This window comes from Buchnera aphidicola (Microlophium carnosum), from assembly GCA_011752475.1.
Lineage (GTDB): Bacteria > Pseudomonadota > Gammaproteobacteria > Enterobacterales > Enterobacteriaceae > Buchnera > Buchnera aphidicola_BG.
Map to the genome: position 1 here is coordinate 143212 of CP048747.1, position 13189 is coordinate 156400.

A 13189-nucleotide genomic window follows, 5' to 3' on the forward strand; every position below is an offset into this window, starting at 1 on the left:
TATATTTTTTTTAAATAAAAATAATAATAAAATTTAACAAAGAACTGAATTTAGAATATAATGCATAATTAGAAAAAATTAAACTATCTTATTAAAAAAGAATACAATGATATAAATGAAAAAGAAAGAAAATTATTGATCACTCAATATATATAGTAAATTATAATTCTACTTCATTTAAATTTAAAAAATAACAGTATAACGAATACAATTAAAAATGCATAAAAAACATATCTTATAATTTTATTTAATTAAGTGAATAGAAACTTTCTAAAAACTATATTAATAAATAACATAATATAATAAAAGTAAAAAAATTATTATCTTAGCAAGAGATTATATTAATAATTTTTAATTAATATTACTTTATAACTTTTATATAGAAAAAAAAATACTTATATATTTCTAAAATACAACGATATAACTATCTAAAAAAATAAAATTACATAATTTTATGCTAGGAAATTATTTTAAAAAAAAAGCATTTTATACAATCAATAGTAATTGCATGTAAATTTTATTAGAAGGTCACAACATTGTAATTAATATAAAAATTAAATTATTTTTACAAATATTAATTGTATTACATAAATAGCAATTTTTATTAATTTTTATTCATAATATTTATTTAAATGTAATAAAAATCTTTTTGAACAAGTTTTTTTATTAAAAAAAATATTAAATAATAAATCAAATATATTCAAGTGATTTTTATTGATTAAAATATACTTTCTCAGTATCATATTATGATAATATAAAAAAATTTGTATTTATATTAAAAAGTAAATTTTTACTAAAAATATATTCTTATTAATTCATAATTTTTTAATTTTTTAAATATATATAACAATATTAAAATAGAAATTATTTTTATAGGAAAAAAATAAAAAAATGAACTATATTGGCGCACATATTAGTTCTTCTGGTGGTTTAGAAAAAGTAGTTTTACGTGCTGTTCAAATAAAAGCAACAGCTTTTTCTTTTTTTACTAGAAATCAGCGTCAATGGCTATCTCCTCCATTAATTCAAAAAAAAATAGATTATTTCAAAGAATTATGTATTAAATATACATTTACACCTCAACAGATTTTACCTCATAGTAGTTATTTAATTAATTTAGGTCATCCCGATAATAATTTACTAAAAAAATCTAGAGTTGCTTTTATTGATGAAATAACTCGATGCAGTCAGCTCGGTTTGATATTTTTAAATTTTCATCCGGGAAGTCATTTGAATAGAATTACTGAAGATTCTTGTTTATTAAGAATTTCTGATTCTATTAATATGGCTTTAGAAAAAACTAAAAATGTCATAGCAGTGATAGAAAATACAGCAGGACAAGGGACTAATGTAGGATATTCTTTTGAACATTTATCTGAAATTGTTAAAAATGTTGATGATAAATCTAGAGTCGGAGTTTGTATTGATACGTGTCATTTGTTTGCATCAGGATATGATTTACGTACTAAACAAGACTGTGAAAATACGTTTGAAAAATTTAATAATATAATAGGATTAAAATATTTAAGAGGAATACACTTAAACGATTCTAAAAGAAAAATTAATAGTCGTGTTGATCGTCATGAAAGTTTGGGATTAGGTGAAATAGGAAAATTTGCTTTTAGATGGATTATAAGAAATAAAAATTTCTGTAATATTCCAATAATCTTAGAAACAGTTAATCCTGTTATCTGGGAAGAAGAAATTTATTGGTTAAGATCACAATCAAAAGTATAATTAAACACTGTATTACGATAAAAGAGGTTTAAATATGTTAACGCTTCCAGTAGAAATACGAAAAGAAAAAGGTAAAAGTTTTAGTAGACGATTACGTATTAATAATAAATTACCAGGAGTGTTATATGGAATTGATCAAACTGAAATTTTACTTATATTAGATCATAATTCTGTTTTTAATTTGCAAAAAAAAGTAGAATTTTATAGAGAAAATTTTTTCTTACTTGTTAAAGATGCAAAATATAAAGTTAAAGTGCAAGCTATTCAAAGACATTCATTTAAATTAAAATTATTGCATATTGATTTTTTGTATGTTTCTTAAATACAAGAAATATGATCTAATATTATAAGTTTTTATTTATTTTTAAAATATTTTTTAAAACTATAATATTTATTTATTATTTTTTATATTCCTAATAATATAGTAGAAAAAACTTTTCTAAAAATGAACATTGTAGGATGAAATTGTATAGCAATAAAACTCAAAATGCCAGATGACATAGTTAAAATAGCTAACCATCCAATCTTTTTCTTAGTAAAAAAAGAAGCAGTATAATTTATATGATTTTTTCTTATTTTCCACCATTTTGATATTAGCCAAATTCCTAACCATATCAAAATTGAAATAAGCAACAAAAACCATTTAAAATAATCATTGGGTGAACTTTGTGGTATTTTTATAGCAATTCCCGTGACTATGCCAGGGAAAAAATATACTGGAGGCCATAATATACATCCAATAATACTAGGAAAAATAAATTTTTTTAATGGTAGTTTTAACATTCCAGAAACCATTGGTATTAAAGGTCTAGTTGGCCCTATAAATCGTCCGATAATAATAGTAATCATGCTATGTTTATGTAATATAGATTTAGTTTTATCGAGTAATTTTTGATTTTTTTTCAAAAAATTAAATGTATATAGCCAATTTTTAAAATACAAGCCAATATAGTATGAAATCCAATCGCCTAGTAAACATCCGATTGTACCAGATGCCCAAGCTGGATAAAATAATAATCTTCCATCACCTATGAATGTGCCTAACGTAGTCATTAAAATAATACCGGGAAGCAATAATCCTACTAATGCAAGAGATTCTAAAAAAGAAATGGTTCCAACTACTAAGAGAGAGTATGTTAAAGATTGTGTTATAAAAGATATTAACCAAGATTCCATAAATTTTCATCATTTTAAGTTTTTTATATTAAGACTAAATTTTTACATAAATATTTTATACTTTATATTTTTTTTAAAATAACCTCAAGAAAATATTGTAAATTTATTTTAACTTTTTAAAAGACTTTTAAAACCAAGTATAAAAAATATTTTCTATTATATAATCTATAATAAAAATATTTTAGTATAAAACACTTATTTATAAAAAGAAGAATTGTAATGAAAGTATGTATTTTTTTAATTTTTTATATTTTTACTAGCGTTTCCTATGTTTTAGCTAAAGATAAAGAAATAGATAATATTGTAGCAATTGTAAATGATGAAGTTATATTGAATAGCGATCTAAATGAGATTCTTTTTTTACTAAAAAAAGACGAGAAAAATTTTAGAACCCCTGTAAAAGATAATTTTTTAAAAGAAAAAGTAATTCAAAAGTTAATTTTAGATTCTTTAATATTACAAGAAGCAAATAGAATGCATATTACTATTACTAAAGAACAAATTAATTCTGTTGTTAAAAATATTGCTTTAAAAAAAAATATTAGTGTTAATCAGTTAAAAAATTATATTTTATTACATGATTTTAATACCCATTTTTATTATGACAATTATATAAAAAACATTGAAAGATCAATAAAAATAAAAATAGTGCAAGATTATGAGCTTCGCAAACGAATTAACATTTCAGAAGAAGAAGTCAATGTGATTTTTAAAAAATTTATACAAGACAATAAAAAATTTCAAAAGATAAATTTAAGTTATATTTTATTACCTGTTTTTAAAAACGATTCCGATAATACCATTAAAAGTAGAAAAAAAATAGCAGAAAGAATCGTAAATAAACTGCAGAAAGGTTATGATTTTGAAAAACTTTTGATAGATTATAAAAAACATAAATCTGTTTTTTTAGTAAAAAAAATGTTTTGGATGAATTGGTTAAATATACAAAATAGTTTTTCTAAAACTGTAAATATTGTTAAAAAAAATCAAATTTTAGGTCCGTTTAGAGAAAATAAAGGATTTTATATTTTAAAAGTAAATGACATTAAAAACAATAAAGAAAATATTAAAACTGAATTTTATATGCAACATTGTCTCATAAAACCTTCTGTTATTTTAACAGATTTAGAAGCAAAAAAACATATTTTTAATATATATAAAAATATTAAGCAAGGTATTTATAGTTTCGATGATGCAGTCAAAAATTTATCTCATGATTCTTATTCATCTAATAAAAAAGGTGATATAGGATGGATTTCACAAAACTCACTTAATCTTAATTTGAATAAAGAATTTTTACATTTAAATACAAATGAAATTAGTAGACCTATTAAGTCGAATATTGGTTGGCATATATTTAAGTTATTAGATAAGCGTCAAGTACATCAATTTGATAGTTTTCAAAAGCAACAAGTTTATAATATTATATTGAATCACAAAATAATATTAGAAAAGCATCATTGGGTCGAAGAACTTAAAAAAAATTCTTATATAAAAATTATAAGACCGTAAAAATATTTTCCTCAATAAAATTTAAACATTAAATAATTTACTGTAAATTCATGATAATAAAACATTCTAAAAAATATCGTCCTTCGAAAAGGTATGGGCAAAATTTTCTGATAAATCAAAATATTATTCAAAATATCATTAAAATAATTAATCCAAATATAAAACAAACATTAGTAGAAATTGGACCAGGATTAGGTGCATTAACAAAACCCATCTGTCAATTATTAAACGAACTAATTGTTATTGAATTAGATTCTAATTTATTATTCTTCTTACAAAAGTATGCATTTTATTCAAAATTAATAGTTTTTCATCAAGATGCTTTAAATTTTAATTATATAGATTTATTTGACAAAAAAAAACAATTAATTCGTATTTTTGGGAATTTACCGTATAATATTTCTACTTCTCTAATCATTTTATTATTTAAACAAATTACAGTGATTCAAGATATGAATTTTATGTTACAAAAAGAAGTTGCAGAAAGATTAATTGCTGTTCCCGGGAATAAATCTTATTGTCGTTTAAGTATTATATCTCAATATCATTGTAATATTAAAATATTATTAAAAGTTATACCTGAAGATTTTCGACCTATTCCTAAAGTCCATTCTGTTTTTGTGAATTTAACTCCCCACATTAATTTTCCTTATTTTGTATATGACATCAATATTTTAAGCTTAATTACCAAAAATTCTTTTCAGAATAGAAGAAAAACTTTGCGTCATAGTTTAAAAAATTTATTTTCTGAAAAAGAATTAATTCAGTTAAAAATTAATCCCAAATTACGAGCTGAAAATATTTCTATTTCTCAGTATTGTCAATTATCTAATTATTTATATACAAAATCTAATTCTGGTTTAACAGTCAATTAATAAATTTTTAATGCTTGATGTTCATTTTACAGAGGTATAAAATATGAGTACTTATTTTATAAGCGATATACATGGTTGTTATAAAGAATTTAGGATGCTATTAGAAAAATCATCTTTTAATAATAAAAAAGATTACTTATGGATTGCAGGTGATTTAGTATCTAGAGGTCCTGATTCTCTTCATGTGCTCAGGTATCTTTATTCTTTACAAAATAGAGTTCAAATAGTTTTAGGTAATCATGATATAAATTTAATTGCAGTACATGCTGGTGTAAAAAAAAATAAAAAAGAAAACTGTTTTGATGAATTTCTTTCTTCATCAGATAGTGTTGAATTAATAAATTGGCTTCGTTCTCAATCTCTTTTAAAAATTGATGAAAAACGAAAAATAATCATGTCACATGCTGGAATGAGTCCGCAATGGGATATTAATACCGCAAGAGTTTGTGCATTAGAAATCGAAGATTCTTTATCTCATAAAAATTATTCTTTATTTCTTAAAGAAATGTATTATAATAATAATGTAAATTTTTGGAGATTAAATTTAAATCAATTAGATAGACTTCGATATGCTATAAATTCTCTTACAAGAATGAGATATTGTTATCCTGATACTCGATTGAACATGTTTTATAAACAATCTCCTAATCTTGTTAAAGATCCTTTACGACCATGGTTTTTAATGCCATCTAATATTTCAAAAGTTTATTCTATTTTTTTTGGACACTGGTCTTCCTTAAAAGGAACATATGTTCCGAAACCTTTTTTTTCATTAGATGGTGGTTGTTGTTGGGGGGAAGAATTAATTATGTTGCGATGGGAAGACAAAAAATGGTTTTCACAACCTTTTTTATCAAAATAGTTGATATAAATTATATATTTTAATAAATATCTATTTTATCTAGATAAAATTTCAAAAGAATAATTATATGGATTTTTTGAATTTTTAGTAATTTTTTTTCTAAATAATACTTTCCAATATGGATATAATCTATATTCAGGAAAATAAGCATCACCAATAATATTAATATCTATATGAGTTAAATATAATTTATTAGCATAAAATAACATTTTTTTATATATTTTAGAACCTCCAATTACCATAATTTCTTGATTACATTGAGCAGAGATAATCGCATTAGATATTGAATTAGCCCAAATTATACCTTCTGTTTTAATTTCATTACTACTAATGACTATATTTTTACGCATTGGTAAAGGATTTCGAATAGATTCCCAAGTTATACGACCCATAATTATATTTTTATTTATTGTTTTTTCTTTGAACCATTTCAAATCTTCTGGAATATACCAAGGTATTTTATTATTGTACCCAATAACTAGGTTATTAGATATGGCCGCAATTAAACTTATATTCATGAACAGATAAAGATCCTTTATATGCATTATAAATATGTTTTACAACATATTTATAAACATTTATGTGATTTAAGTAAAATTAAATTATTTTTTATTATAAAATAATTTTATTTTTTTATGCATCTCTTGTAGAGAATTAATATTTTTTATTGGATTTTCATTTAATGCTATAACAGTTGCAAAAGCTCCATTCACTGTCGTATCATAGTGTACTTTATATTGCAGAGCACTACGACATATTAATTTTGAATCTTTTATTCCTTGATGACAAGATGCAGTGTTAACGATATAAGAATATTCTCCATTTTTTAAACGATCTTGTATGTGAGGACGTCCTTCATGTACTTTATTTACTAATCTAGATGCAATTCCAGATTTTTTTAAAGCCATAGATGTACCCTTTGTTGCATCTATTTTAAATCCGATTTTTTTTAATTTAACAGCTAGATTTATAATATTATTTTTATCATCATCTCTTACTGAAAGAAGAACACGACCTGATGTTTTCATGTTTGTATGAGCGCCTAACATGGCTTTTGAAAAAGCTTCAGAAAAGTTCTTTCCAATACCCATTACTTCTCCTGTAGAACGCATTTCTGGACCTAGTATAGGATCAACACCTTGAAATTTATCAAATGGGAGAATAGCTTCTTTCACTGAAAAATATGGAGGAATTATTTCCTGCATATAACCTTGTTCTAATAATGTTTTACCATACATTACTCGTGCAGAAATTTTTGCTAATGCAAGACCAGTTGCTTTTGAAATAAATGGGACTGTTCGTGCTGCTCTTGGATTTGCTTCAATAATATAGATTATATTTTTTTTAATAGCAAATTGTACATTCATTAGTCCTTTTATAGATAATTCAAAAGCTAGTTTTATTACTTGTTTTCTAATTGTATTTTGAATCTGATTAGTTAAAGTATATACTGGTAATGAGCATGCAGAATCGCCAGAATGAACTCCAGCTTGTTCAATATGCTCCATAATTCCTCCAATTAAAACTGTTTTTCCATCACAGACAGCATCTACATCTACTTCTGTTGCATAATCTAAATATTGGTCTAATAAAATCGGTGTAGTATTGTTTTCTTTTAATGCTATTTTAAAATAATTTTCTAAACCATCTGGTCCATAAACAATTTCCATTGCTCTACCACCTAAAACATAAGACGGTCGTACCATTATTGGATATCCAATAATATCAGCTTTTTTATAAGCTTCATCTAAATTCAGGACGGTTGCATTTAAAGGTTGTTTTAGTTGTAATTTACTAACAGTTTTTTGAAAACGATGACGATCTTCTGCGTTATCAATAGCATCTGGACTTGTTCCTATTATAGGAACACCTTCTTTTTCAAATTCACGCGCTAATTTTAACGGGGTTTGTCCTCCATACTGAATAATAATTCCTTTTGGTTTTTCTATTCTGACGATTTCTAAAACATTTTCTAATGTAATTGGTTCAAAATATAGTCTATCTGAAATATCATAATCAGTAGATACTGTTTCTGGATTACAGTTAATCATAATTGCTTCGAAACCATCTTCTCTCAAAGCTTGAGCTGCATGCACACAGCAATAGTCAAATTCTATACCCTGTCCTATTCTATTGGGACCACCTCCTAATATAATAATTTTCTTATCATTTTTATTTGGATGTGATTCACATTCATCTTCCCATGTTGAATACATATATGCTGTTTCAGTTGAAAATTCAGCTGAACACGTATCAATTCTTTTGTACACAGGATGTAAATTTAATTTATAACGTAATTTTCTGATTTCACTTTCATTTTTCTGAGTCAGTATTGCAATACGTTGATCAGAAAAACCTTTTCTTTTAATAAAATAAAAGAAGTCATATTTTAATCCAATAAATCCATTTTTTATGATTTTTTTCTCTAGAAGAATAATTTCTTCAATTTGTACGAGAAACCATGGATCAATAGATGTTAAATTAAATACATCATTAACAGACATACCAGATCGGAATGCATCACCTATGTACCAAATACGTTCGGCACCAGCATCTTTTAATTCATGTCTAATTTTTATTAAACATTCTGGATCCAGATGACATATTTTTGAATCAAAACCACTAGCACCTACTTCTAATCCACGTATAGCTTTTTGTATAGATTCTTGGAAAGTACGACCTATTGCCATTACTTCTCCAACAGACTTCATTTGTGTAGTAAGTCTATCATCGCATCCTGGAAATTTTTCAAAATTAAATCTAGGAATTTTTGTAACTATATAATCTATTGATGGTTCAAACGATGCAGTAGTATTCGTGCCTGTTATGTCATTTGCAAGTTCATCTAGTGTATATCCAACAGCTAATTTGGCTGCTATTTTTGCAATAGGAAATCCTGTGGCTTTAGATGCTAAAGCAGAAGAACGAGAAACTCTAGGATTCATTTCAATAACAATCATTCGACCATTTTTCGGGTTAATTGAAAATTGCACATTAGAGCCACCTGTTTCTACACCTATCTCTCGTAAAATTGACATAGATGCATTTCTCATTATTTGATATTCTTTATCCGTGAGAGTTTGAGCAGGTGCTACAGTAATTGAATCTCCTGTATGAATACCCATTGGATCTAAATTCTCAATTGAACATACTATAATACAATTATCATTTTTATCTCGAACAACTTCCATTTCATACTCTTTCCAACCAATCAGTGATTCATCAATTAGAAGTTCTGTGCTAGGAGACAATTTAAGACCTCTTTCACAGATTATTTCAAATTCTTCGTGATTATAGGCAATTCCTCCTCCATGTCCACCCATGGTAAAAGAGGGACGAATAATACATGGAAAACCTACATTGTCTAAAACTGAAAATGCTTCTTGCATATTATGTGCAATACCACATTTAGCAGTTTCTAAATTTAATTTTTTCATTGAATAATCAAATAATTTTCTATTCTCAGCTTTTTTGATTGCATCAACTGTTGCTCCTATTATTTTGACACCATATGTATCCAAAATACCTTGATGATCTAATTCTAAGACACAGTTTAAAGCTGTTTGACCTCCCATAGTTGGAAGCAGTGCATCTGGTTTTTCTTTTTGAATAATTTTTTCTACTATTTTCCAATGAATTGGTTCAACATATGTAGCATCAGCCATACAAGGATCTGTCATAATAGTTGCAGGATTAGAATTTACAAGTATTATTTTATATCCTTCTTCTTTTAAAGCTTTACAAGCTTGTGCACCCGAATAGTCAAATTCACATGCTTGTCCAATTACTATTGGACCTGCTCCAAGAATTAAAATTGATTTTATATCAGTAGATTTAGGCATTTTTTTTCCCTAATTAATTACTGAGTTTTAGTTTTTTTATAAATGATTAATTTAATGAAACGATCAAATAAAGATGAAGCGTCATGTGGTCCAGGGCTTGCTTCTGGATGACCTTGAAAACTAAATGCTAATTTATTAGTTAAAGATAGTCCTTGTAATGTTCCATCAAAAAGAGAACTATGTGTAATTTCTATATTATTTGGCATATTGTTAGTATCCACAGTAAAACTATGGTTTTGAGAAGTAATGATAACTCGGTTACTTTGAATTTCTTTGACAGGATGATTAGCTCCATGATGTCCAAATTTCATTTTTATAATTTTAGCTCCGCTAGCTAAAGCGAGAAGTTGATGTCCCAAACATATTCCAAAAATAGGAATATTGATTTTTAAAAAATATTGAATAGCATTAATCGCATAATCACAAGGTCTAGGATCACCTGGACCATTAGATAAGAAAATTCCATCTGGGAATAAATTTAAAACAATTTTTGGATCAGTTGTAGCAGGAACAATTGTTAAACGGCATCCTCTATCTACAAGCATACGAAGTATATTTCTTTTAACTCCAAAGTCATACACAATAACATGAAATAAAAATTTTTGTTTTTTAATAGAAATAAAATTTTTTTTATTAAAAGTAAAACTTCCTTGATCCCAATTATAAATAGATTTAGTAGATACTTTTTTTGCTAAATCTAATCCTTGCAAACTTAGAAAGTTTCTAGCTTTTTGATGTGCTATAGTATAATTCTCTTTTTTATCTTCTATAATACATCCATTTTGTGAACCCTTTATTCGTAAAATACGGGTTAGTTTTCTTGTATCAATATCGGATATAGCAACAATATTATTATCTTTTAAGTAAGATGATAAACTTTTTTTATTTCGGTAATTACTTGCAATTGGTGATAAATCACGGATAATAAGACCCTTTACATAAATTTTAGATGATTCTGCATCATGAGGATTAGTTCCAACATTTCCAATGTGGGGATGAGTTAATGTGACAATCTGATGTGAATAAGAGGGATCAGTAATTATTTCTTGGTAACCAGTTATTGATGTATTAAAAACAACTTCCCCTACAGTCACTCCTTTAGCTCCAATAGCTCGTCCGTGAAATCTAGTCCCATCTTCTAAAACTAGTACTGCTGATTGACTCAAAACATCCTCCATTAAAAAACTTGCTTTGATACGTGAATTGTTATTAATGCTGTATTAATTACGTATTATTTTAACTAAAATTAATATTTTTGTCTATTATCAAGATAAAAATTTATATTTTCTTAGAAAATTAATATCTAATTTAATATATATATTTTTTAATTCTAAGTATGTATTCAACGTAATAAAGATTATAAATAAGATGATTTTTATTCAATTATTTTTTTTACAATGATAGTACATCTTTCATTTCAAATAGACCGAGGTTTTTTTTGTGAATCCATATAGCTGATTGTATAGCACCTTGAGCAAAAGATATTCTATTCGACGCGGTGTGAGTAATTTTAATTTCTTCACCAGAACTAGAAAACATAATAGTATGTTTTCCAATAATATTTCCTGCACGTACAATAGAAAACCCAATTTTTTTTGTTTCTCTGATTCCAGTTATTCCTTTTTTGTAATATATAGAGTGTTTATTTAAATCCCAATGCATTACTTTTGATATTACTTCTCCCATTGCTAAAGCTGTACCTGAAGGGGCATCGATTTTATTTCGATGATGATATTCAATAATATCGATATCAGAATTTTTTCCTATAATTTGAGCGGTTTTTTCAATTAATTGAAACAGTAAATTTATTCCTATACTAAAATTGGATGATATAATCATAGCAATGTTTTGAGAGTATGACTTTACAGTATTCATTTCTTCTCTTGAAAATCCAGTTGTACCAATAATAATATTTTTTTTAAATTTATTACAATATTGCAAATACTGTAATGTACTACTAGGTTTAGTAAAATCAATTAAAACATCAAAATCATGTTTTTTTATATTTAATATGTCGCTAATGAGGACATCCATTTTTCCTATTTTAAGAATTTCACCAATATCTTTTCCAATTAGTGGGTGACTTGTTTTAACTAAAGCTGTTGTCAAATATGCATGTTTATTTTTTTGTATTTCTTTAACGAGCATTTGACCCATGCGACCCATAGGACCAGTAACTGCAATACGAGTTTTCTTATTCATTTTTTTTATCCGTATAATCTAAAATTGTTTTTATATTTAATAGTTTTTTGGGTATTTTAAAAACTTTTTTCTCTTTAATACCTATCATTTCTATTGCTTTTTTAGCACCTAGTGTTTGTAAATATTGAATTACTTCTGTGACTAATATTTCTGGTGTAGAAGCACCAGCTGTAATACCAATATAATTTCTATTTTTTAACCATTTTTTTTTGATATCAAAAAAAGAATTGATAAGCTTAGTAAATGTACCAGTTTCTTTCCCTAATTCTGCAAGTCGGTTAGCATTAGAGGAATTTTGTGAACCTACTACAAATATTATATCAGTTATTCGAGATAGTTGACGAACTGCTATTTGACGATTAGTTGTTGCATAACATATATCTTCTTTAATAGGACCAGAAATTCTTGGAAACTTGTTTTTTAAAGCAGTAATAATATTTTTTGTATTGGTAATAGACAAAGTAGTTTGTGTAACAAAATTTAATTTTTGATGATTTTTAACAGATAAATTATTTACATCTTCTACAGATTCAACAAGATATATTTTTCCATTTTTATTATCGTATTGTCCTAATGTACCTTCTACTTCAGGATGTCCCTTATGACCAATGAGAATTGTTTCTATTCCTTTATTGCTAGATTTTGATACTTCTATATGTACTTTTTTTACTAATGGACACGTGGCATCGAGTATAATTAATTTTTTTTTTATTGCTTCTTGTATAATTTGTTTTGATACACCATGTGCAGAAAAAATGACTATGGAATGATCTGGAATTTGTGTAATCTGTTCAACAAAAATAGCGCCTTTTCGACGTAATTCATTTACAACATATTCATTGTGTACAAGTTCATGTCTGATATAAACTGTTTTTTTATAAATGTTTAATGCGTTTTCGACTATTAAAATTGCTCTTTTAACACCTGCACAAAAACCTCGGGGGTTAGTTAATATAATATTCACTGTCGTGATCTCCAGAATA

Annotated in this window: 11 protein-coding genes; 5 read left to right on the top strand and 6 right to left on the bottom strand. The window is 25.7% G+C overall.

What is annotated here, in order from left to right; translation table 11 throughout:
- The first annotated feature begins 891 nt into the window (after positions 1–891).
- Both nfo and rplY read left to right on the top strand, forming a co-directional pair.
- Positions 892–1737 carry a deoxyribonuclease IV gene (gene nfo, locus G4A98_00675; protein QIQ41741.1) on the top strand — a complete coding sequence of 282 codons (846 nt, stop codon included), beginning with the start codon at positions 892–894 and terminating at the stop codon, positions 1735–1737.
- 34 nt (positions 1738–1771) lie between these two features.
- The gene (gene rplY, locus G4A98_00680) at positions 1772–2059 is read left to right on the top strand and encodes a 50S ribosomal protein L25 (protein QIQ41742.1); all 288 of its coding nucleotides are present in this window, start codon (positions 1772–1774) and stop codon (positions 2057–2059) included.
- An 83-nt stretch (positions 2060–2142) separates the two neighbouring features.
- Here the strand turns inward: rplY and G4A98_00685 are convergent, their stop codons facing one another.
- Complete coding sequence (locus tag G4A98_00685; protein QIQ41743.1) at positions 2143–2913, bottom strand: DedA family protein; 771 nt, start codon at positions 2911–2913, stop codon at positions 2143–2145.
- Positions 2914–3132: 219 nt separating this feature from the next.
- Here G4A98_00685 and G4A98_00690 point away from each other — a divergent pair, with 219 nt between their 5' ends.
- Genes G4A98_00690 through apaH form a run of 3 tightly spaced genes read left to right on the top strand, consistent with a single transcriptional unit; the run spans position 3133 to position 6162 of the window.
- Positions 3133–4425: a peptidylprolyl isomerase gene (locus tag G4A98_00690; GenBank protein QIQ41744.1), complete on the top strand. Its 1293-nt coding sequence runs from the start codon at positions 3133–3135 to the stop codon at positions 4423–4425.
- A 53-nt stretch (positions 4426–4478) separates the two neighbouring features.
- Positions 4479–5300: a 16S rRNA (adenine(1518)-N(6)/adenine(1519)-N(6))-dimethyltransferase RsmA gene (gene rsmA / locus G4A98_00695; GenBank protein QIQ42162.1), complete on the top strand. Its 822-nt coding sequence runs from the start codon at positions 4479–4481 to the stop codon at positions 5298–5300.
- A 43-nt stretch (positions 5301–5343) separates the two neighbouring features.
- On the top strand, positions 5344–6162 hold the full coding sequence (gene apaH / locus G4A98_00700; GenBank protein ID QIQ41745.1) for a bis(5'-nucleosyl)-tetraphosphatase (symmetrical): 819 nt from the start codon (positions 5344–5346) through the stop codon (positions 6160–6162).
- A gap of 35 nt (positions 6163–6197) precedes the next feature.
- Here the strand turns inward: apaH and folA are convergent, their stop codons facing one another.
- From folA to ispH, 5 genes are all read right to left on the bottom strand, one after another.
- A complete protein-coding gene (folA, locus tag G4A98_00705) occupies positions 6198–6680 on the bottom strand; it encodes a type 3 dihydrofolate reductase (GenBank protein QIQ41746.1) in 483 nt (160 codons plus the stop codon).
- An 84-nt stretch (positions 6681–6764) separates the two neighbouring features.
- On the bottom strand, positions 6765–10004 hold the full coding sequence (gene carB, locus G4A98_00710) for a carbamoyl-phosphate synthase large subunit (protein ID QIQ41747.1): 3240 nt from the start codon (positions 10002–10004) through the stop codon (positions 6765–6767).
- Positions 10005–10021: 17 nt separating this feature from the next.
- A complete protein-coding gene (gene carA / locus G4A98_00715; GenBank protein ID QIQ41748.1) occupies positions 10022–11182 on the bottom strand; it encodes a glutamine-hydrolyzing carbamoyl-phosphate synthase small subunit in 1161 nt (386 codons plus the stop codon).
- Positions 11183–11396: 214 nt separating this feature from the next.
- Entirely contained in the window at positions 11397–12206 is an 810-nt protein-coding gene (dapB, locus tag G4A98_00720; protein ID QIQ41749.1) for a 4-hydroxy-tetrahydrodipicolinate reductase, read from the bottom strand.
- Positions 12199–13170 (bottom strand): 4-hydroxy-3-methylbut-2-enyl diphosphate reductase, encoded by a 972-nt coding sequence (ispH, locus tag G4A98_00725; protein ID QIQ41750.1) that lies wholly within the window; start codon positions 13168–13170, stop codon positions 12199–12201. The genes dapB and ispH overlap by 8 nt, the downstream gene beginning before the upstream one ends.
- Positions 13171–13189 lie beyond the last annotated feature (19 nt).